The organism is Acidaminobacter sp. JC074 (assembly GCF_022496765.1).
Classification (GTDB): Bacteria; Bacillota; Clostridia; order Peptostreptococcales; family Acidaminobacteraceae; genus JABXKX01.
In genome coordinates this window covers 1-22,833 of record NZ_VANV01000015.1, presented here as the reverse complement: position 1 = coordinate 22,833, position 22,833 = coordinate 1, and the positions used below count along the sequence as shown (strand labels likewise).

General features: G+C 36.0%; 20 protein-coding genes. 18 read left to right on the top strand and 2 right to left on the bottom strand.

The genetic code is table 11. The features are described from left to right. The first annotated feature begins 139 nt into the window (after positions 1-139). Entirely contained in the window at positions 140-883 is a 744-nt protein-coding gene (locus tag EZV73_RS16990; RefSeq protein WP_240841608.1) for a DeoR/GlpR family DNA-binding transcription regulator, read from the top strand. A gap of 21 nt (positions 884-904) precedes the next feature. Here EZV73_RS16990 and EZV73_RS16985 read toward each other — a convergent pair whose 3' ends face one another. Both EZV73_RS16985 and EZV73_RS16980 read right to left on the bottom strand, forming a co-directional pair. After that, positions 905-3,223, bottom strand: a complete 2,319-nt coding sequence (locus EZV73_RS16985) for an EAL domain-containing protein (RefSeq protein WP_240841607.1) — start codon at positions 3,221-3,223, stop codon at positions 905-907. A 96-nt stretch (positions 3,224-3,319) separates the two neighbouring features. Continuing rightward, positions 3,320-5,632, bottom strand: a complete 2,313-nt coding sequence (locus EZV73_RS16980; RefSeq protein WP_240841606.1) for an EAL domain-containing protein — start codon at positions 5,630-5,632, stop codon at positions 3,320-3,322. Positions 5,633-5,768: 136 nt separating this feature from the next. On the opposite strand from EZV73_RS16980, the gene EZV73_RS16975 reads away from it, so the two are divergent. From EZV73_RS16975 to tsaD, 17 genes are all read left to right on the top strand, one after another. Continuing rightward, complete coding sequence (locus EZV73_RS16975) at positions 5,769-7,049, top strand: MFS transporter (protein WP_240841605.1); 1,281 nt, start codon at positions 5,769-5,771, stop codon at positions 7,047-7,049. 125 nt (positions 7,050-7,174) lie between these two features. Beyond that, entirely contained in the window at positions 7,175-8,332 is a 1,158-nt protein-coding gene (locus EZV73_RS16970; protein ID WP_240841604.1) for an amidohydrolase, read from the top strand. A gap of 173 nt (positions 8,333-8,505) precedes the next feature. Further along, positions 8,506-8,976: a tRNA (adenosine(37)-N6)-threonylcarbamoyltransferase complex ATPase subunit type 1 TsaE gene (tsaE, locus tag EZV73_RS16965; RefSeq protein ID WP_240841603.1), complete on the top strand. Its 471-nt coding sequence runs from the start codon at positions 8,506-8,508 to the stop codon at positions 8,974-8,976. After that, on the top strand, positions 8,957-9,622 hold the full coding sequence (tsaB, locus tag EZV73_RS16960) for a tRNA (adenosine(37)-N6)-threonylcarbamoyltransferase complex dimerization subunit type 1 TsaB (RefSeq protein ID WP_240841602.1): 666 nt from the start codon (positions 8,957-8,959) through the stop codon (positions 9,620-9,622). Before tsaE ends, tsaB begins: the two co-directional genes overlap by 20 nt. Continuing rightward, the gene (gene rimI / locus EZV73_RS16955; RefSeq protein WP_240841601.1) at positions 9,619-10,059 is read left to right on the top strand and encodes a ribosomal protein S18-alanine N-acetyltransferase; all 441 of its coding nucleotides are present in this window, start codon (positions 9,619-9,621) and stop codon (positions 10,057-10,059) included. The genes tsaB and rimI overlap by 4 nt, the downstream gene beginning before the upstream one ends. A gap of 2 nt (positions 10,060-10,061) precedes the next feature. Next, positions 10,062-11,303 carry an efflux RND transporter periplasmic adaptor subunit gene (locus EZV73_RS16950; protein WP_240841600.1) on the top strand — a complete coding sequence of 414 codons (1,242 nt, stop codon included), beginning with the start codon at positions 10,062-10,064 and terminating at the stop codon, positions 11,301-11,303. After that, positions 11,300-11,983, top strand: coding sequence for an ABC transporter ATP-binding protein (locus tag EZV73_RS16945; protein ID WP_240841599.1), 684 nt, complete (start codon positions 11,300-11,302; stop codon positions 11,981-11,983). The genes EZV73_RS16950 and EZV73_RS16945 overlap by 4 nt, the downstream gene beginning before the upstream one ends. After that, on the top strand, positions 11,980-13,200 hold the full coding sequence (locus EZV73_RS16940) for an ABC transporter permease (RefSeq protein ID WP_240841598.1): 1,221 nt from the start codon (positions 11,980-11,982) through the stop codon (positions 13,198-13,200). Before EZV73_RS16945 ends, EZV73_RS16940 begins: the two co-directional genes overlap by 4 nt. A 139-nt stretch (positions 13,201-13,339) precedes the next feature. Next, positions 13,340-14,212: a hypothetical protein gene (locus tag EZV73_RS16935; protein ID WP_240841597.1), complete on the top strand. Its 873-nt coding sequence runs from the start codon at positions 13,340-13,342 to the stop codon at positions 14,210-14,212. A 29-nt stretch (positions 14,213-14,241) separates the two neighbouring features. Then, positions 14,242-14,946 (top strand): ABC transporter ATP-binding protein, encoded by a 705-nt coding sequence (locus EZV73_RS16930; RefSeq protein WP_240841596.1) that lies wholly within the window; start codon positions 14,242-14,244, stop codon positions 14,944-14,946. Further along, entirely contained in the window at positions 14,946-15,665 is a 720-nt protein-coding gene (locus tag EZV73_RS16925; RefSeq protein WP_240841595.1) for an ABC transporter permease, read from the top strand. The genes EZV73_RS16930 and EZV73_RS16925 overlap by 1 nt, the downstream gene beginning before the upstream one ends. Further along, positions 15,650-17,101, top strand: coding sequence for a HAMP domain-containing sensor histidine kinase (locus EZV73_RS16920; RefSeq protein ID WP_240841594.1), 1,452 nt, complete (start codon positions 15,650-15,652; stop codon positions 17,099-17,101). The genes EZV73_RS16925 and EZV73_RS16920 overlap by 16 nt, the downstream gene beginning before the upstream one ends. Next, positions 17,094-17,774: a response regulator transcription factor gene (locus tag EZV73_RS16915; RefSeq protein WP_240841593.1), complete on the top strand. Its 681-nt coding sequence runs from the start codon at positions 17,094-17,096 to the stop codon at positions 17,772-17,774. The genes EZV73_RS16920 and EZV73_RS16915 overlap by 8 nt, the downstream gene beginning before the upstream one ends. A gap of 88 nt (positions 17,775-17,862) precedes the next feature. Then, a complete protein-coding gene (locus EZV73_RS16910; RefSeq protein ID WP_240841592.1) occupies positions 17,863-19,125 on the top strand; it encodes a helix-turn-helix domain-containing protein in 1,263 nt (420 codons plus the stop codon). An 88-nt stretch (positions 19,126-19,213) separates the two neighbouring features. Beyond that, positions 19,214-20,188 carry an ROK family transcriptional regulator gene (locus tag EZV73_RS16905; RefSeq protein WP_240841591.1) on the top strand — a complete coding sequence of 325 codons (975 nt, stop codon included), beginning with the start codon at positions 19,214-19,216 and terminating at the stop codon, positions 20,186-20,188. A gap of 8 nt (positions 20,189-20,196) precedes the next feature. Beyond that, positions 20,197-21,327, top strand: a complete 1,131-nt coding sequence (locus tag EZV73_RS16900; RefSeq protein WP_240841590.1) for a sugar MFS transporter — start codon at positions 20,197-20,199, stop codon at positions 21,325-21,327. A gap of 47 nt (positions 21,328-21,374) precedes the next feature. Beyond that, complete coding sequence (gene tsaD / locus EZV73_RS16895; protein ID WP_240841589.1) at positions 21,375-22,409, top strand: tRNA (adenosine(37)-N6)-threonylcarbamoyltransferase complex transferase subunit TsaD; 1,035 nt, start codon at positions 21,375-21,377, stop codon at positions 22,407-22,409. Positions 22,410-22,833 lie beyond the last annotated feature (424 nt).

Here is a 22,833-nt window from a genome sequence, read left to right as displayed (position 1 = left end):
TTGCAGTTTTGTGCCGTTTTCTACAGTTTATACGAATTATCTATAAATTTCAAGCAAAAAACGGTATAATAAAGTATAAACATGCAAAAATGATGAAAGGTATGTCTAAGCTGATATGCTTTAGACATAAAGAGGTATTATGCTAACTCAAGAAAGATATAAGAAAATCATGGACCAACTAGATAAGAAGCAGACCATAAAAGTTGGTGAAATGGCTGAATTACTAGATGTGTCTGTTGATACCATTCGAAGAGACCTCAAGTACTTAGAAACTAAAAGACTCCTTGTCAGGACCCATGGTGGTGCAGTTGTATATGATATGGCTTATGAAAATACCAGTATTCCTGAAAGAAAGAAGAGGATGACCACGAGCAAGGTCAATTTAGGCAAGGAGATCATAGATGAACTGAAAGATGGGGATGTTCTATTTTTAGATGGTTCAACTACAACCATGTTGATGGTGCCTTTGTTAAAAGGTTTAAAAGATCTGACAATCATTACAAACTCTATGTATACAGGGATTGAGGTGGTTGAAAATAAGCTGGATGCCAAGCTTCATATTTTAGGGGGTGTTGTACTTGATCCTATAGGATCAGTTGTTGGTATAGAAGCCTTAAAATCACTGAGTCTGCATACTATTGATAAGGCCATCTTGTCTTGTTACTCGGTTACTCAAGAAGGTTTTTATGATATAGACTTTGATGAATCTGCTTTTAAAAGAGAGATTATTGAAATGTCAGGGGCTGTATATTTCTTAATGGATGCTTCGAAGTTAGTCGCTGAAGGTAAGATGTTTATCAGTCAAATGAATGACAAGATGACATTGGTATTAGAAGAACCTGCTTTTAAAGTTCATAAGGGAAGACTTTTAATAAAGAAATAACGCTTCAGATGAAGCGTTATTTTAAGCTAAAGTTTCTTTATAGTTTTTATCTAAGTGTAGCTTTAATTCTATCGGAGATAGAGGGGTAGAGTATAAATAACCTTGGTAAAGGTCGCAGTCGTAAATCTTTAGAAGATCGAGTTGATCGTCAGTTTCTACACCTTCAGCCACAATTTTCATTTTTAATCGATGGCCCATACCCACGATAAATTCGATGATAGGTTGGTCATCTTCAACCATGCCATCGATAAAAAGCTTATCGATCTTAAGTACATCTATCGGCAATTGTTTCAGATAGCTGAGTGATGAATAGCCTTTACCAAAGTCATCAAGTGCTATTGAAAATCCAAGTTCTTTTAGCTGCATCAGTACTGTAACAGCAGCATCAAAGGAGTTGATAAAGACATTTTCTGTTATCTCAATCTGAATCTTATTTGGATTAAAGGTGTACTTGGCAATCAAAGTTCTAACGTGTTTTAAAAGCTCCTGGTCCATTAAAAATTCTGGTGACATGTTAACAGAGATATAGTCAAACTGATAACCGTTTAAGGTCCATTCAATGACTTGTCTGATACTTTCCTCAAGTACCCATAAATCTATCTTGGCAATCAGGCCTCTTTCCTCAGCGATAGGTATAAAATCATTTGGAGGAATAATACCTTCTTTAGGCGAACGCCATCTGATAAGGGCTTCTACTGCCTTTACCTTATTAGAAGCTACATCAACCTTTGGTTGATAAACCAAGAAGAATTCATTGTTCTTTAGTGCCAGGTTAAGGGCGTGGTCAAACTGTCTTAGTTTGGTCAACTTCTCCTGCATGCTAGATGTAAACTTGGTTATATGATTCTTACCTTTACTTTTAGCGTCTTTTAGAGCGGTAACCCCGTTGAGTAATAATCTATCTGGATCTGTCCCACCTTCAGGGAAGATTGAGATACCAACACTCGCGGTTAAGTTATAGTTTTTCCCTAAAAGTTCAAAGGGATCATTAAATAAACGCAGTATTCTTTCAGATGTCTTTTGAATAACCTCAGGATGGTCTTCCTTCATAATAAAGATAAACTCGTCACCACCATAACGGTACAGCTTTAATCTTTCATCAGATATCTTGTTAAGTCTGCTGGCGATAGAAGTTAATAACTTATCACCTAAATGGTGGCCGTAAAGATCGTTGATGTCTTTGTAGTTATCAACGTTTAACAAGATAACCGATAACTTGCTGTCGTGATGAGACTTTAAATAATCAAAGGCATCTTCTAAATCATTGAGCATTTGATTTCTGTTATTAATACCTGTAAGGCCATCTATGTAGGCCATATGTTTGATGTAATTTTGATGGTTGATGTGTTCAGTCACATCATCTAGAGAACCACCAATGCGAATTGCCTGATTGTTTTCTCTTAAGATCTTACCTTTAGCATGTATCCATTTGAGGTTGTTGTTGCCATCAACAATCCTAAATTGATCTTCATAAATTTCATCATGCTCAAGGGCGTCCTCAAATATGTAAATGGCCTTATCGATATCTTCTGGATGAATCAAATCAATAAGACTTTTCATCGGTTGTTCTTTTATGTATTCTATATTGGTTATGTTCTCAAAACTTTTAGACGTATCAAGCATCATGGTTTCTATATTAAGATCCCAAATGACTGAACTGGCACCCTGAGCGACTAGGCGGTATTTTTCTGTTGCCTCTTTTAGCTCCTGATTTCGTTCAACTAACATATCGTAATGGTTTCTTAACTCATCTTCTGTGGCAACAAGCTCTTCATATACAGCTGAAAGTTCTTGGTTTTGTTCATGTAACTCAACATTAGACTCACGCATCTTTAAGTTGGCTAGGCCCATATCAGCAATAAAACCACTTAATTGAACCAGAAAACTGATCATCTCTTTCATTTCTTCTTTAGAAACTACAGCCGTTTCTTTAATGGCCTTTATATAAGCTTTCTCATCAAAGTTGGCCAAATAGGCTTGTTTTTTAAAGTATTCAAGATCAGGCTTTTCAAAAAAGAATTGACCTTGGAAGATAACTGCTATTTGCTCGCCATCAATAATGATAGGAGCACCAATGTCAATTAAACCATTTCTACACTTAGAAATAGCATACTTGCCTGTTTCTTTTATGATTCTATTAAGTTCTCGATCACTCTCGATACACCTTTGACAAGTGATCCCGTTGACCCGATGAAATTTAGAACAAACATCACGCCAAGGTGTTGAGACCACTTTAGATCCATCTGGATTAAATATTGCAATGGGTACACCATTGGATGCAAATAGGTGATCTAAGATAACTTGTAAACGCTGAATATCTATTAAATCAGATAACTTCATATATACTCCTGTCATTAATCTTTCTCTTTCAATTATACAATAAAAAGAAAGCATCCTCATCATATATCGACAAAAATGCTCATTTTGTGAAGTTAATTATTCAATTTCCATCATTTTTTCTATTTGTGAAGCCAGCATAGGTTTAGAATGGAAATAGCCTTGATACTTGTCGCACTTATACTTCTTTAAGAGTTCCAGTTGCTTATCTGATTCCACACCTTCTGCAACCACTTTAAGTTTCAGTCGTTGTCCCATACCAATGATGAATTCTATGATTGGATCCTTGTGTTCTAAACCATCTACAAAGTACTTGTCTATTTTAAGAACATCGATTGGCAGTGACTTTAAGTAGTTAAGTGATGAGTAACCTGTTCCAAAGTCATCCATGGCAATTGTAAAACCAAGCATTTTTAAAGTGGAAAGTACTGAATAAGCCAAATCGAATGACTCAATGATGATATTTTCAGTGATTTCTATCTGAATGTCACTTGGTGAAAATGGATATTTTCTAATCAGTCCTTCAAGCTTTGTCATTAAGTTTTCTTCCATTAAGAAGTTAGGAGAAACATTGACTGAGATGTACGTAAAATCGTAACCTTTTTCTCGCCATGCAACCAGTTGTTTGATGGCTGTTTCTAAAACAAAGTAATCGATTTGCCTGATAAAGCCATTGGCCTCTGCTTGTGGAATAAACTTAGCCGGTGAGATGTACTCGTAACCTCTTTTCCACCTGATGAGTGCCTCAAGACCATCAATTTCACTCGTTTGTGTATCGACTATAGGCTGATACATAAGTTCAAACTCCTTGGCATGAAGGGCAGCTTCCATAGATTCATCTAAGTGTTTCTTTTCTACCAGTGATTCATGCATGGCAATATCAAACTTAGCATATTGATTTCTACCACGATTTTTAGCCTCGTACATGGCTGTATCAGCATTCTTAATAAGGATATCTGCGGTCATACCATCTATGGGATAGGTTGCGATACCAATAGAGCCTGTTAAAGAAAAGGACTGGTCATTGTGTATATATGGCAGTTCAAAGTCTCTTAATATCTCTTCTGTAAGGGATATAATGGCGCCGTTAGGATAGGATGAGACAAATATGAACTCATCACCACCAAATCGATAGACTGTAGTATCTGTAGAACAGTGTTGCTTTAAACGATTGGCAACTTGTTGTAATATATCGTCACCTGTTGAATGACCATAGATGTCATTGATATTTTTAAAGTTATCTAAATCAAGAAAAACTATGGCAAGTGATTCCTGGGGATGCTCTTTTTTTCTTTTTAAGTGGTCATGTAAGTCCAAGTACATTTGATTACGATTAGAGATACCAGTAAGATTATCGGTATAAGCCATCTGTTTGATGGTCATTTCATTCTCTAGCTTTTCAGTAATATCACCAATTGAGCCAGCAACTCTAATGGCTTTTCCATCTTTTCTCTGTATTTTACCTTTGACATGAAGCCATTTAACACCAGAAGGTGTATGGATTCTAAATCGATCATCGTAATTAGGAGCATCCGCTAATGCAGAAAAAAAGTTGTTTTTAACAGAATCAAGATCCTCTTGGTGAATGATGTTTTTCATGATGTCAGAAACTTCTGGTACAGTGTCTCTTTCTATAATATGAACAATGTTGGATGAAAAATAAGGCTCTTTGCTTAATAAGTCTACATCCCATGTGGCATCATAAGACCCCTCTGATATAAGTTCATAACCAGCATTGGCAAACTTTAAATCGTTGTTTAAAGTCTCAAGTGAATCATTTCTTTCATTGATGAGCTTGTAATTGCCTCTAAGTTCCTCTTCGGTTGCAACAAGCTCTTCGTAAACAGCACCGAGTTCCTCGTGCTGAGTTTGTAGTTCTAAATGCTGCTTTTCGACTTTTAACCTAGAATAACCAAGATCCGCAATAAAGGATGCCAAATCTGTTAAAAATTCAACAACAGGCTTAATTTCTTCTTCTGTGATAATTGGTGTTACCTCGATTGCTGACAAGTAGCTTGTTTCATCGAAGCCTACTTCACTGGCTAGGGCTCTATAAAAATCAAGGTTGGGTTTTTCGAAGAAAAATTGGCCTTGAAATATAGTGGCTATATGTTTGTCATCGATGATGATAGGTGATGCAATATCAACCATACCATTTTTACATTCTGATACCACATATTTTTTCCCAGACTTTATATCAATCTGGATGCTTGTATCACTTTCGATACACCTTTTATTGGTGATATCATTAACCCTATGAAATTTGGTACATATATCTCGCCAGCCAGTTGCTGTTATGACCTCACCGTCTGCCCCGATAATACCTGAGGGGATGCCAGAGGCGTCATAGAGATTGTCCAGTAATTGTTGTAATCTTTCAATATCAACCAAGTTTTGTAATTTATAGTCCATAGTTTCCTCTCAATCATACTTTATTATATCAGTAGACTTAAATTGATGGAAGGCTATTGTCTTCAATTTTTTGTTGAATGCTACTAGATTTTTTTGAAGTTTTAAGCTACACTAGTCATATATGAAAGGAAGGGTTATGAATCAAAATAAAGTAAAGTCAATGATGCGCTATAGATGGCTTGTTTGGGGCTTATTAGCGACAGCATACATTATTGTATTTTTTCACAGATTTGCAGCAGGTGTTGTTAAAGATGATTTGATTAGAGATTTACAGATTTCAGAATCAGCTTTTGCTAGTCTTGGGGCAATGTATTTTTATGCTTATATGTTTATGCAGATTCCAGTAGGTTTTTTAGCCGATTCACTTGGCGCTAGAAAAACTGTAACAATCGGTTCATTACTAGCAGCGATAGGGTCAATTATGTTTGGTTTAGCACCAAATGTATTCTTTGCCTTTGCGGGTAGATTCGTTGTTGGTTTAGGTGTGTCTGTTGTATTTATATCTACACTAAAGATCTTATCGCAGTGGTACAAGGAATCTGAGTTTGGTACCATGTCAGGTATCACATCATTTGTTGGTAATATGGGTGGTTTAATTGCCCAAACACCACTGGTATGGATGGTAGCCATGTTTACATGGAGAAATACCTTTATAGCTATCGGTGTTGTAACCTTAGTTGTCACTGGACTTATTTATTGGTTGGTAAGAAATACACCACAAGAAAAAGGCTATCCATCTATTGCTGAAATAGAAGGTAAAGAAGAAAAGCATATTACTAAGGAAAAGGTCAACCTTGTTAAGGCTTTAGGTGAAGTGTTAACCAACTGGAGAACATGGCCACCATTTGTTATCTTTGCAAGTTTCTTCGGTGCATTTACTGTCCTGTCAGGTTTCTATGGTACATCTTATATGATGAATGTATATGGTTTAGAAAAGGGTGCTGCAGCCAACTATATGATGGCAGCTGTTTTAGGTCTGGCAATTGGTTCTATTGTTATCGGTAGAGTATCAGATGCACTTAAAAGAAGAAAACTGCCAATGCTTATTTCAGGGGGATTGTTACTCTTAACATGGACCATTCTGATATTTGCAGGTGGGGGTAAACCGCCAATCGGTATCATGTATCCTTTATTCTTTGTATTAGGTCTGTCAACTTCAACATTTGTTTTAGGCTGGGCATGTGGTAAAGAACTTAACAACCCAAAGGTAGCTGGAATTTCTACATCAGTTGTTAATATGGGTGGCTTCTTTGGATCAGCTGTACTACCGACAATTGTTGGTAATGTCTTAAATGGCGGTACAAGCGTAGCGGACTACAATGCAGCATTTAAGATTGCCTATATTTGTGTAGTCGTAGGTTTCTTAGCCATCTTCTTAGTGAAAGAAACCAATTGTAAAAATATTTATCAAGGTTAATTTTGTCCCATGTGTTTATACATGGGCTTATTTTTTTCTTATATTTCCTAATTGGCTAGACTTGCTTATTTTATAAGTGGTATAATGATTTTGGTATTTAGTGAATCGAAACAAAGGGGGAAAGCATGTTATTTATTAAAAATGGTAAAGTATTGACCATGGCAGGCGAAACTTATGATAATGGTTCAGTACTTATAAAAGACGGCAAAATCTTAGACGTAGGTAATATTGAAGCACCTGAAGGCGCTGAAATTATTGATGCTAAAGGGCATTATGTACTTCCGGGATTTATCGATGCTCACTGTCACTTAGGTATGTGGGAGACAGCTATCGGCTTTGAAGGTGATGATGGTAATGAGATTACAGATCCTGTAACACCTCACTTAAGAGGTATTGACGCCATCAATCCTATGGATGTGAGTTTTGAAGAAGCAAGAGCCAAGGGTGGTGTTACAACTGTAGCAACTGGTCCGGGTTCTGCAAATGTTGTAGGTGGTCAGTTCTGCGTTATTAAGACTTATGGTGATGTAGTAGATGAAATGGTTGTTAAAGAGCCACTGGCTATGAAGATTGCTTTTGGTGAAAATCCAAAGAGATGTTACAACGCTAGAAAAGAAACACCAACAACAAGAATGGGTACTGCTGCTAAATTAAGAGAAATCTTATTTAAGGCAAAAGAGTATAAAGAAAAATTAGAGTTGGCTAAAGACGATCCAAGTAAGAAGCCAGCATTTGATATGAAGCTAGAAGCATTGCTACCGGTAATGAACAAGGAAATTCCTTTAAAGTCACATGCTCATAGAGCAGATGATATCATCACATCTTTACGTATTGCTAAAGAGTTTGATGTAAACATAACTTTAGAGCACTGTACTGAAGGTCACTTGATTGCTGACTACATCAAATCACAAGATGTTGTTGCAGTTGTTGGTCCAACATTTGGACACAAGACAAAATTTGAGCTTCAAAATCTATCGTTTGAAACACCTAAGACATTAATTGAAGCGGGTGTTAAGATTGCGATTATGACAGACAGTCCAGTAATTCCACTTCACCACTTAAATATGTGTGCTGCACTTGCAATGAAAGCTGGTTTAAGTGAAGAAGATGCACTTAAATGTATCACAATCAATGCGGCTGAGATCTTAGAATTAGGTGATAGACTTGGTTCATTAGAAAAAGGTAAAGATGCCGATGTTGTAATCTGGGATAGACATCCATTTGATTTACAGTCTTCACCACTTTACACAATCATTGATGGCGAAATCGTTCATAGACTATAAAATTCAACCTTCGGGTTGTTTTTTTTGACTTTTTCTGCCAGTATTTTTAATATTATTCCCATTTAGTCTTAAGAAAGCTTTAATAACTATCTGATAGAATCGGGTAAACACTTGAAGTTCCTTAAAAAATTATATACTATAATAGAGATATATTATAGAAAAGAGGAAATCGAGTGATTAGTTTAATATGCCATAATGAAGCTGAAACAACTGCTTTTGGTCATGCTTTTGCAAAAATACTTGGACCTGGTGATTTTGTTGGATTAGATGGAGACTTAGGGGCTGGAAAGACCTTTTTAAGTAAAGCTATAATCCATGCACTAGGGGTCGATGACTATGTGACAAGTCCTTCTTATACCATTGTGAACGAATATCAAGGACTGTATAAGGTCAATCACTTTGATGTGTATAGAATTGATGATATCGATGAGATGTATGAGATTGGTTATGAGGAATACTTTTTCTCTGACGGCATATGTCTTGTGGAGTGGTCTAAGATGGTTGAGGAGCTCTTACCAGATGAACACTTTAAGATATCACTTAAAATGGGTGAGGACTTTAATACAAGAGTGATTGAGATACAAGGTTCTAGCAAGCGTTTAGAAGATAAGTTGGAGGCTTTTTATGAAGATTTTAGGCATTGATACAGCAACAAGTGTTGCAACTGTGGCTTTAATGGACGATGACAAGTTAATAGGTTTAATGACATTAAACGATAAGAAAACACATTCTCAAAAGTTGATGGTTTTAATAGAATCTCTTTTAACACAAACAGGAAACAGCATGGATGATATCGATCGAATTGCAGTGGCTGTAGGACCAGGGTCTTTTACAGGATTAAGAATTGGTGTAACAACTGCCAAGGCACTTGCTCATGGTTCTAAGAAGCCTGTTATAGAGATATCTGCCTTAGAGAGTCTGGCTAGAAATGTGATGCATGAACATGTTTGTGCAATGATGGATGCAAGACGTGATACTGTATTTATGGGTCTATATGGTAAAAGTCCACTTGCAGAAGATCAGATTCACATTGATGACTTATTAGAATCATTAAAAGCGTATTCTTCAATTTGCTTTATAGGCGATGGTGCGACTAAACACCAGGCTAGGATCAGTGAAGTGCTTGGAGAGCGTGCAGTATTTGCACCGAGACATCTCAATATTTCATCGGCGGGTTCCTTATGTGAAATAGCTTTTGATAGAAGTGAAGAGAAAAGATATGATGATGTACATGTAACATATCTAAGAAAGTCTCAAGCAGAAAGAGAATATGAGGAGAAGCAGAAATGATTAGAAATATGACTGTGGAAGATTTGGATCAGGTGATGTCGTTAGAACTAGCCTGTTTTTCTGTTCCTTGGACAAGAGAATCTTTCGAAAATGAGCTGACTAAGAATATGTTGGCAAAATACATTGTTATTGAAGAAGAGGGAGAAATCATTGGTTATGGTGGTGTCTGGTATATTATGGACGAAGGACATATCACAAACGTAGCCATTCATCCGGAACATAGAAAAAAAGGTCTTGGCAAACTTTTGGTTGAGAAGATGAAGCATAATGCAAGGATACAAGGTATCAAGCATATGACACTGGAAGTTAGAGTCTCTAATGTTGCAGCCATTACGTTATATAGTAGAATGGGTTTTGAAAAAGCTGGTATACGCCCAAAATACTATACAGATAATAACGAAGATGCATTGATTATGTGGGTGGAGTTAGGAGATTAAAAATGAAGAAGAGAAAGATATTTCTTATTATTGTAGTGATTGCAATTTTAGCTATGATTGGTTTAGGATTTGCATTTGGAAATAAGGAGGATGTATCTACAACTTATGTGACTACAGGTATAGCAAAATCTGAAGATTTAACAGCCTATGTCAACACAAATGGTATGATCACAGCAAAGTCGTCATACATTGTTTATCCCAAGGCTACTGGAGAAGTAACTGCGATTCATGTTAAAGAAGGCGACAAGGTAACAAAGGGTCAAGTCCTTTTAGAACTAGACAAGTCGGGAATAGAAAAGCAGATTACAGAAACAGAAATTCAACTTGAAATAGCAAAAGAGTCATTACTACAAATCATCAACAGAGGCAGCAACAATTATAAAACATCTTATAAAAATGCTGTTTTAGCAAGAGATGATGCTAAAAAAGCTTATGATGATGCTTTGGCTTTGTATGAAGCGGGGGTATCAACAAAAACATCTAAAGATGCAGCATACTCAGCTTATCAGCAGGCTTTAAATGCTTTTGAAGAAACTAGGTCCAATTACAACAATGAAAATTCTGATTCTGAAATTAAAATCCAAGAACTTAGAATTCAATCATTAGAAAATACAATTGCTGATTTAAATGAGCAGTTAGAAGATACATATGTAAAAAGCCCAATTGATGGTTTTATTACAACAGAAGATGTTAAGCTCTTATCAATTGTTGGTATGACGACACCTTTATTTACAGTTGAAGACTTAGACAATCTAATTGTCAACATCAATGTGAGTCAATATGATATTCATAAGTTACAATTAGGTCAGAAGGTGACCATCAAGGCCAATGGTTTAGAAGATGAAACTTTTGAAGGTCTTGTGTCTAAAATCGGTTCAAAGGCTTTAGCCAAGGTGGTTGGTGCCAGTCAAGAAATGGTAATTGAAGTTGAAATCGATGTAACTTCTAAAGAAACGCCTCTAAAGCCAAACTACTCTGTAAAAGCTGAAATTGAAACAGCGCATGTAGAAAGTGCACTTGTTCTGCCATACGAATCAGTATACGTCAACAAAGATGACGAGCTTGTTGTCTTTACTGTAACAGAAGGTAGTGTTAAAAAACATATAATTGAGCGTGGTGTGGAAGGTATCTTTAACTTCCAGGCGATTTCTGATTCTATTCAGGCAGGTGACCATGTCATCTTAAATCCAAATGAAGAAATTTCAGAAGAAATTGCTGTGTTTGAAATGGAAGTGAAAGAATGATAAAGATAGAGAATCTATGGAAAGTTTACGACACGGGTGCTATTCAAGTAAATGCACTAAGAGGCGTTAACCTACACATTGAAAAGGGTGAATTTGTATCAATCATTGGTCCATCGGGTTCTGGTAAATCAACACTTATGAACATACTTGGTTGTTTGGATAAATCAAGTGATGGGTCATATTCACTAGATGGCATCAATGTAGAGCACTTAGATGATTTAAAACTTGCTCGAATCAGAAATGAAAAGATAGGATTTGTATTCCAATCCTTTAACTTATTGTCACGTGTCCCTTCTATACATAATGTAGAAATACCTTTGATTTATGGAAAGGTTAAAGGGGATGAAAGAAAAAGACTGGCAAAAGAAGCACTTGTAAAGGTCGGTCTTGGTGACAGAAGCCACCACAAGTCCAATGAACTATCAGGTGGTCAAAAGCAGCGTGTGGCAATTGCAAGGGCACTTGTAACCAATCCATCTATTATTCTTGCAGATGAGCCGACAGGTAATCTAGATACGGTTTCTACCCAAGAGATTATGGATATATTTAAAAAACTGAATGCTGAAGGTGCAACAGTAATTATTGTTACACATGAAGATGACATTGCTGCTCAAACCAAACGTATTATAAAATTTACAGATGGTGAGATTGTCAGTGATGTAAGACAGGAGGCCAAATGAACTTTTTAGAAAGCGTAAAAACGGCCCTCCAAGCCATATGGATCAATAAGCTGAGATCGTTATTAACCATGCTAGGTATCATCATCGGTATCTCATCTGTTATAGCGGTTGTTGCCCTAGGTAATGGTACTGAAAATGCCATTGGTAAAGAGTTTGAAAACTTTGGTGCCAAAAGAATCATCATTTATATGAATTGGTCTCAAGATGTCTTATCAAGAGATATTTTAAACCATGATGATGTGGATGCCATAGATGACAACTTTTCTGATAAGCTGTCTGCTCTGAGTGTTACAAGAAATGCTTCAGGTACTGTCTATTCAAACAGCAATAAGAAAAAGCAGTCTGGTGTCAATCTGAATGGTGTAGATGATGACTTTAATGAAATCGAAAACATCAACATGATTGATGGACGTTTCTTATTAAAGAATGAAATCGACTCTAAAAGAACATCGATTGTTATAAGTGATAAAATGGCTGAAGATGTTTTTGGTAGAAAAAATGTTATCGGTGAAGAAGTTCAACTAGAAGTAGGTGGTCTTTTACAAGACTTTAACATTGTAGGTATCTATGAAAAGAAAAACTCCATGTTCGGTGGCTTTATGGAACAGTCATTTGAAACTTATGTACCTTATACCTATGTAGAGAAAATTTACGGCAATGAAGATTATGTATATACCCTACAGGGTAATATAGCTGAAGGTGCTGATTCTCAAGAAACCTTGAACCAAATCATTACCTTTGTAGAAAGACGACACAACAATGTTGGTCAAGACAAGTACAACTCATATTTGCCTGAAAACGAGCTAGAATCCATTAACAAGGTTATGGGTATCATAACAGCTGTTATCAGTGCTATCGCCGGTATATCCCTTCTTGTAGGTGGTATTGGTGTTATGAACATCATGCTTGTATCTGTAACTGAAAGGACGAGAGAGATTGGTATCAGAAAAGCACTTGGTGCTACCCATAAAGAGATTTTAAGTCAGTTTCTGATAGAGGCTGTCATCATTTCTTTGATTGGTGGTATGATCGGTACACTATTGGGTATCGGTATTGCAGAGATCATTTCTAAGTTTGCCAAAATACAGGCAAGTGCAGATCTTGTTACTATCATTATAGCTTGGTCATTCTCAGCACTTGTTGGTATCCTATTTGGTTTACTGCCAGCCAATAAAGCGGCAAAACTCAATCCTATAGATGCCCTAAGATATGAATAGAACTTATAAAAGAGACTGTTTAAGTCTCTTTTTTAGTGTCTTTTTACTTTATTTTAGAAAGTTTTTAGAATTGCATTATAAGGCTTTTAGTATCTTCTTTTATCATGTAAGTGTAATAAGAAATCGAAAGGAGATTAACATGAAAAAAAGAACAATAACAATTATTGCAGTTTTAGCAGCAATATCTATGTTATCATTTGCAGTCTTTGCAGGTAATGATACATACGCAGGCTATGAAAGATTTAAGGATTTACTTAGAAATGACCAAGAGTTTGAATCGGGTCAAGGACAAGGCAAGCTTACAGTGATCGACAACGGTGAGGAAATCTTATCTTTATCAGGTAACTTTGTTGGTGACAAAACATCAGAAGAAGGTTTTGGTAACTTAAACATTCAAGCTGGAGATTTAAACAAGTCTTTAGAACTCTATGGCCAAGATGAAAAGATGTATATCGTTGATGGTGATGATGTTTATATTACATCACATGATGAGTCATTAGAAGAAAGAGACTACCATCATAAGTATGATCAAACTGAATATGATGGCAAAGAATTTGATGCAAAATCGGAAGCAATCATGGATATCTTAATGGCAGACTTTAAAGATGACTTCTCATTAGAAGGAAATAATGTAGTCTTTGAACTTAATAAAGAAGAGATTCCTGCTCTTGTAAACTTAATGGCATCAAGTGATTATGAAAAAGAAACTTATCATGATGATATGTCAGAAGAAATGATGGCTTATCCATTATTTGAAGAACTAAGTTCACTAGAAAATCTTGTTCCAGAATTAACTGAAACAGAAATTGAATACATCAAATTTGTTTTACTAGTTGAAGATGATGTCGTTAATGGCTTTGAGATGAATGTGATTGTAAAGGGTTTAGACCAAGCAGGCGAATCTCACCAAGTAGAGGTTCAAGGTCATTTTACAAAATCAAGTGAAAGTGTTGAAATGAAGACGTTTGAATTAACAGATCAAACAGTTTATGAACTAAAAGAGAACAGATAGCTCCTTGAGAGCTATCTAAGGAGGTAGCGATGAATATTTTGAAAACGAATAATCTAACAAAGGCTTATGATAGCTCTCATGGTATTTTTGGTCTTGATTTAAGTGTAGATGCAGGCGATATCTTGTTGCTTTTAGGGCCTAATGGTGCTGGAAAAACAACAGCGTTTAACGCTATTTTGAACTTAACACCTTCTACTTATGATACATTAAATCTTTTAAATGAGCCTTTAACAGATAAGAGTAAAATTCATATTGGTGCTATGGTTTCAAAACCCAGCTTCTATGAAGAGTTTTCTGGTTTAGCCTATTTGGAGCTTTTTAAGGACATCTATGGTATTTCATCTACTAGAATTATAGAAGTACTGGCCTTAGTTGGACTGAAAGTTGAAATGAACAAAAAGATTAAGACTTATTCAACGGGCATGAAACAGAGGTTGGATTTTGCAAGGGCCATTATGCATAATCCTAAACTACTCATGTTGGATGAACCTTTTTCTGGCATGGACATTGAAGCTAAGGCAGATTTTAAGAGGATTTTAAAAGGTTTGAATCAGACCGGCATCGTTATTTCTAGTCATATGGTTGGAGACTTAGAAAACATAGCCAATAAGCTTGTCATCATTTCACAAGGTAAAACATTATATTCAGGTTCTATGGATCAGGTAAAATCATCTGGTTTAACACTAGAAGAGTTTTACTTAGAACGTATTCAAGCTTTGAAGGAGGTCAGCTGATGTTTAAAATAGAATTTAAGAAACTTTTAAATAAGAAAAGTACTAAGACACTTTTGATCATATACGGCCTTTTGTTTTTAGGCTTAATGGGCATTTACGCTTATGGAGAAGCTGGACTAGGACTCAGTATTTATAACAGTGGCCAGTTTACTTTATCTTCTTTAAATGCAATGATGACCTTTGTCCTACCCTTTATCGTTCTTTATATGACGGCAAGTACATTTGTATCTGAATTTAAAAAAGGTACCATAAAGAACTTATACCTTTTACCAGTTCAAAAACATGAAATATATATTTCAAAGCTTTTGAGTGTTCAATCACTAGTCGGTATTCTATTGATTGTACAAATGGTTCTTTCACTTATAGCAGGTGGTTTACTAGATGGCATCGGACTTAGTTTAGCAACGATTACAGGCTACATTGGTGCATTTATTCTATTGGGTTTAATCAATGTCTTAAGCTCACTGCTATCTATGTTTTTAAATACATCAGGTATGGTTGTTCTAGTTACTTATATAGCTTTTATGGTATTAAACGTTGTGGGTATCATGGTACCATCATTACAGACCATTTCAATCAGTCATATGATGGGACAGTATCAAATGATTTTTAGCTCTTTTAGCTTGTTGTTATCTGTTATTGCTTACTATATACTTTTAAGTGTAGTAGGTTATCAATTATTTGACAAGAAAGAAGCAATGATATGTCTATCAGAATAAAGTTGATGATAACTTATGCAGTACTCGTTTTAGTGAGTGCTGTTGTTATCATTTTTTCGGGTATAAGTTTATTTACTATGGCTATGACAGAAATCTCTGATGCAGTTCTTCAGGATGTGCCTGTAGAAAGAATGTTTACAGAAGTGGTAGATCTTTTGGCTGACTTAAAGCAGGCTGAAAAGTATGAACCTGACCAGCTTATCGAGCCGTCTTATGTAAATGACATCAGCAGTCATCTCGATTTTACGAAGGGTGGCGTTGTGGTCAAGTATTCGGATCAAGTGATTGTTTCGGATAATTTATCAGCTGATAAGATTATCATTGATAAGTTAGAAAAAAGCAGTGAGTACAGAAAACATGATAATTATGTTACTTCTGGAGACATTGAATATGCATTTATGGACTATGTCTTTACAGTAGATAATAAAGAAGTGGTGTATTTCTTCTTAATTGACGTCAGTCAATTGGGAGACGTTGAAGCGACTGTCGGTAGACAATCCTTTAGGGCATTTATAATGGTTCTTTTGATTGTTATGTTACCAATTTTGTGGATCATTACTAGAGATATCATCAAGCCTCTTAATCAGTTGAGTAAGGGTGTTGATAATATAACCAAGGGTGATTTGGATTTTCAACTGACCACTAAAAAGAGAAATGAAATCGGTTCTGTTATCAAGTCTTTTGAAACCATGCGTGCCCATCTTAAGGATTCTTTAGAGAAACAGGTTAAGTTTGAAGAGAATAGAAAAGAATTGATTACGAGTATCAGTCACGACTTAAAGACGCCTATCACATCCATTAAAGGTCATGTAGAGGGCATTCGTGATGGTGTGGCCAATTCACCTGAAAAACTTGAAAAGTACTTAGATGTTATTTATCAAAAGAGCCAGGATATGGACCAGCTTATAGATGATTTGTTCTTATTTTCAAAGTTAGACTTGAATAAGGTACCATTTGAATTGAAACAAGTACCTATCAAGGAGTTTGTTGCAGAAATTGTTCAAGAGATGTCTTTTGAATTTGACAAAGACAATGAACATATTCAGATGCAGTCTCATATATCTGATGACACACTTGTGAATCTTGATGTGGTTCAGATGAAACGTGTTTTGGTAAACATCATTCAAAACAGTATGAAGTACATGGACAAGGATCAAAAGAAAATAGATGTAACCCTTAATGATCTAAAGTCAAGTGTTCAAATTGTGATCACAGACAATGGACAAGGAATCTCAGAAGATCATCTAGAGTTTATCTTTGACAGGTTTTATAGAGTGGATGAATCAAGAAACCCTGAAACAGGTGGTACTGGTCTCGGACTTGCCATCTCCAAGCAAATCGTCATTCAGCATGGTGGAAGGATTCAGGCCTACAGTAAGTTAAATCATGGTACTAAGATGGTAATTGAGTTAAATAAAGAGGTAAAAAATGACTAGAATTTTGATTGTTGAAGATGAAAAAACCATAGCAGAACTAGAACGAGATTATTTAGAAATAGAAGGCTTTACTGTAGAAATTGCCTCAACGGGTTTGATGGGGCTTGACATGGTCAATAAAAATGAATACAACCTGATTATATTAGATCTTATGTTACCTGGTATGAATGGCTTTGACTTATGTAAAAAAATTCGTGAAAACCATAATATTCCACTCTTGATGGTGTCTTCAAAAAAAGAAGATATCGATAAGATAAGGGGACTGGGATTGGGCGCTGATGATTATATTACAAAACCCTTTAGTCCAAGTGAACTGGTGGCTAGAGTCAAAGCTCATTTAGCCATTTATAAGAGACTTGTGGGTCAACCTAAGGAACAGGAACTTCTTATTAGAAACTTAAAGATCATTCCAAAGTCAAGGCGGGTCTATTTAGATGATGGTGAAGTATCTTTAACTACAACCGAATACGACTTGCTCTACTACTTGGCCACCAATCCTGACCAAGTCTTTACTAAAGATCAGCTTCTAGATAAAATCTGGGGTATGGATTATTTTGGTGATGGTGCAACTGTTACCGTTCATATAGGTAAGTTAAGAGAAAAAATAGATAAACATGTAACTAGCCCCTTTATAGAAACTGTATGGGGAGTCGGGTACAGATTTCAAATTTAAGCCAGCTTTTGCTGGCTTTTAGCAAGTTCAGACATGTTTGTGGTTTAATGGGATGTTATACTGTAGTCAGTACTGAAAGGAAATATTCATGGATATTAAAACAATCAACTTAAGTTTAGACTATATAGAAAAACACTTACACAGGCAGTTAACCGTAGATGAAGTGGCAAATCATGTATTGTATTCTTCTTATCATTTTACAAGGATGTTTTCTGATGCAGTTGGTATGACTGTAAAAAGATACATCAGTAAAAGAAAGGTCCTTCATGTCTTGTATCAAACACAAGAAGGTAAGTCCATGATTACAGCAGCCTTTGATTATGGCTATGAGGATTATTCAAGCTTTTATAAGGCTTGCAAGCGGGTATTTGCTATGTCGCCAAAAGCTTGTTTATCTGAGCTCAACTTTGATAAGCCTGTGGTGTTTTTTATAGGAAAGGAGAAATATCCTATGATTACAGAACAGAAACTAAAAAATTTATTGAAGAAGTGGTCTTTAGACCAAGAAGAAATCAGACCAGTTTTTTCTGAGAATCATCAAAAGAGAAAAGATTTATTTTTAGTGGGTGATTATAGAGTCATTATCACAAACAATTATAATAAGATATTAGAAAGCAAGCGCATCTCTGATGCCCTTAACATGGACGGTATAAAAACACCTAAGTACATTGAAAACAGTGAGGGTGATTATTATCTTAAACTAGATGATCTCTACCTTGTTGTAAAAGAAGAGTTTAACTACTCCACATACTCAGTCGAGGAAATTGCCTCTTCAAAAGACATAAGATTTAGGTTAGGACAGTCAATTGGCAAACTCCATTATACTCTAGGATCTATGCCAGACATAGACCAGGAATCAAATTCTTATGAGGTTTGCAAAAACTGGGCCATGCCTATTGTAAAAGGCCTGGACACAGACAATATTCTTGATAAAGCGTTTTATGTAGATTATGAAGAGTTTGAAGAGCTTTCTAAGACCATCCCATATGGTATCATTCATAGAAATCCTCATATGCACAACATTTATTTTAAGGATGATGAACTTGTCGGTTACGGTGATTTCTACCTGACGACTCAGAATATGAGAATTTTCGATATTTGTTATTTAGCCACTTCTATATTGGCAGAAGCTAAGATGGATAAGTATCTTTGGTTAGAACAATATCATGATTTAATAGATGGCTATAAAAGTGTGATTGATTTAAGTGAAGATGAAAAAAATGCCATTCCTTATATGATGTATTCTATACAAATGATTTTCATATCTTATTTCGAAACTCAGGATGGTTATCATGATTTAGCAGTAAAAAACTTAAAACTTCTAAAGTGGTTATATGAGAACTTAGCTTAGCTAGGTTCTTTTTGTTTGACAGATTGTATCGAAAGGACTATAATAAATTCGAAAAGACTTTCGTTAAGTCTTATCGAAAGGTGGTTATATGGATACAAGTGTATTGAAAAGAATCAATAAGAATAAAATACGTACAGCTCTTAGGACATGTGAAACAGCCAGTAAAAATTCACTGGCTCAAATGACCGGTTTAAGCGTTGGTACGTGTAACAACATGTTAAAAGAGCTGATTGAAGAAGGGGAAGTCTTAGAACTTGACCATGCACCTTCTACAGGTGGTCGAAGATCTAGAGTATTCAGGTACAATATGAACTACGCCTATTTGATGAGTCTCTATACAAGAATAGAAGACAATGTGGAAAGTATCTATTACCAGGTAACTGATTTAAGCGGAAACATTAAAGAAGAGGCCCATAGGGAGTACGACTTCATCACACTTAAAGATATTCAAGTCTTAGTAGAAACGATGCTTAGTTTGTATCCTCAACTTAAGCTTGTTTCTCTAGGTGTACCTGGTGTTGTCCAAAATGGACAAATTAAGAACTGTGATATAAAAAAACTGGCTGATACTCATCCAAAGATGATCCTTGAAGATCACTTTAAGCTTGGTGTTGTTGTTGAAAATGATGTCAATGCATCTGCCATAGGTTATTATGCTAAGACCGACTATGATGATGAATCGTTTGCCTATATCTATTATCCCTTGAATGGGTTTGCAGGAGCTGGTTTTATTGTACATAATCAGATTCTTAGAGGTTTTTCTTCTTTTTCTGGGGAAATGAACCATATGCCCTTTGAATCTTTTGTACCCAGTCATGAAGAAGGTTTCTTAAACCAAGTTGCCAAGGCATTGATTTCCATTGTTTGTATTTTAAACCCCAATCACATTGTTCTATCAGGTTTAGGGTTTACAGATCTTGACCTTGAAATTATAGAGGCAAAACTGCAAGCACATTTGCCAGGTATGCACGTACCTGAGCTGATGTGTGAGTCGGATTTTCACGATTCTTATATATATGGTTTAAGAGAACTTGCTTTAGACCATTACAATAAAATGATTTAGGAGTTTCTATGGTATTACTAGTAATTATTTATATGGCTTTCATAAGCTTAGGCCTTCCAGATTCTATATTAGGTTCGGCTTGGCCAACCATACACACTGAATGGGGACTGCCTTTGGATGCGGCAGGTTACATTTCTTTTATCTGTGTTTCTGGCACCATTGTGTCAAGTTTCATGAGTGGTAGAGTCATCAGAAGATTTGGTACTGCTAAGGTGACCTTAATAGCATGTACCATGACTGGATTGTCCCTTTTAGGTTATTCTTTTGCACCTTCTTATATATGGCTCTTGTTATTAGCTGTGCCACTTGGATTAGGTGGTGGCTCTGTTGATGCAGCCCTTAATAATTATGTGGCGACTCACTATGAAGCTCATCACATGAATTGGCTGCATTCCTTCTGGGGTGTTGGCGCGACAGCTGGTCCTGTTATTATGTCGGGTTATCTATTGAGGTCTTGGCAATTGGGTTACAGAACCATCTCTATGATTCAGCTGACCCTGGCTGTCATTCTGTTTCTAACTCTTCGCTTGTGGCCTAAAGAGCAAATACAAATTGCAGATGAACATTTAGAAAAAGGTGCATTTAAAGTAAAGGGCGTCAAATATGCTCTGGCTGTATTCTTGTTTTACTGCATGTCTGAGTTTTCAACTGGACTTTGGGGGGCTACCTACCTGGTAAAGGTCAAGTCTTTATCACCTGATACAGCTGCAAGATTTATTGCCATTTATTATGGTGGCATTACCCTTGGTCGCATGGTATCTGGTTTCTTAACTTTTAGATTAAGCAACCAACAACTGATAAGGTATGGGACATATTTATCCATAGGTGCTATGGCTTTACTTATGTTACCTTTACCAAAGTTTGGCTTGATGATCGCACTACTTCTGATTGGATTTGGATTAGCACCAATTTTTCCTGCCATGATACATGAAACGCCCAATCATTTCGGTAAAGAGCTTTCTCAAACCGTTATAGGCTATCAAGTTGCATTTGCTGGTATAGGAAGTGCCTTCTTGCCACCAGTCATCGGATTAATTGTTAAACATACTTCCATGTGGATACTGCCTATCATCCTGATACTGGGTATGGTTCTTGTCCTCATATGTACAGGTAAGGTTTTCAAACTCAAGGTATCTTGAGTTTTTTTTTCTTCATGATATAATAACCAAAGAAAGAAGGTGTAAATATGGATGTAACCATTTTAAGTATAGAGACGTCTTGCGATGAGACATCTGCTGCCATTGTTAAAAATGGTCGTGAGGTCTTATCCAATATGATTTACTCGCAGATTGATATTCATAAGAAGTTTGGTGGCGTTGTACCAGAAGTTGCGTCAAGAAACCATGTAGAAAAGATCAGCCAGGTAGTGGATGAAGCCATGGAAGAGGCTGGTGTTACATTTGATGATATAGACGGTATTGCTGTAACCTATGGGCCTGGCCTAGTAGGCGCCTTATTGGTTGGTGTTTCATATGCCAAGGGTCTTAGCTTTTCTTTGAATAAGCCTTTGGTGCCTGTAAATCACATAGAAGGGCATATATGTGCTAATTTTATTGCTCATAAGGATTTAGAACCGCCATTTATCAGTTTGGTTGTTTCGGGTGGTCATACCCATATTGTTCATGTTAAGGATTACGGTGAGTATGAAATATTAGGTAAGACACGAGATGATGCAGCGGGGGAAGCCTTTGACAAAGTGGCCAGATCGTTAGGACTTGGTTATCCAGGTGGTCCTTTAATTGATAAACTTGCCAAAATCGGTAATGAAAAGGCCATTGACTTTCCACGAGTTTATCTTGAAAAAGATAGCCTAGATTTTTCATTCTCAGGTATTAAATCTGCCGTGCTAAATTACTTGAACCAGCAAAAGATGAGAGATTTACCAATTGTAAATGAAGATGTCGCAGCATCTTTTCAAAAGGCAGTTGTAGAAGTCATTACTGATAAGGTCATTGCTGCTGCTGATAAGGTTGGTGTAACAACCATTGTTTTAGCCGGGGGTGTTGCAGCCAATTCAGGTTTAAGACATGAATTTGAATCTAAACTTGAAAACAGAGATATTGACTTTAAATATCCACCAATTGTACTTTGCACAGACAATGCTGCAATGATCGGCTCAGCAGGTTATTATGAATATATAAACAAGCGATTTGCGGATCAAACTTTGAATGCCATATCTAATTTAAAGCTAGGCGAAAAATATTATGTAAACCAAAATTAGCCATAAATTGCATATAAAATTATACTAACTTTGTGGGGATAAAATTGTGGATAATGTTGATAACTTTAAGAAAAACTCATAAAATCAATGAAATGCATGTGGATAACATTGTGGACTATGTGAATAAAGTGTGGAAAAACATTTTTTTCGTTAAAAAGTGTTTAAGTTAGTGTTAAGAATGGTATACATAAAATTGAGAGAAAAAAATAAGGTCTCATATTCTGAGGCCTTATATTTATGCAAAAAAAGATTGCAATCAGTGATTACAATCTCAATGGGAGTGTAAAATAAAGTGTGTAAATCAGAACTAAGGATCTGATAGCACACTTATTTTTATTGACTTTGTGTGCTACAATCTAGAAAGGACACAAAGGATGGTAAATGAAGTAATGGCGTCAAGAAAACAAAGAAACAGAAAATCAAA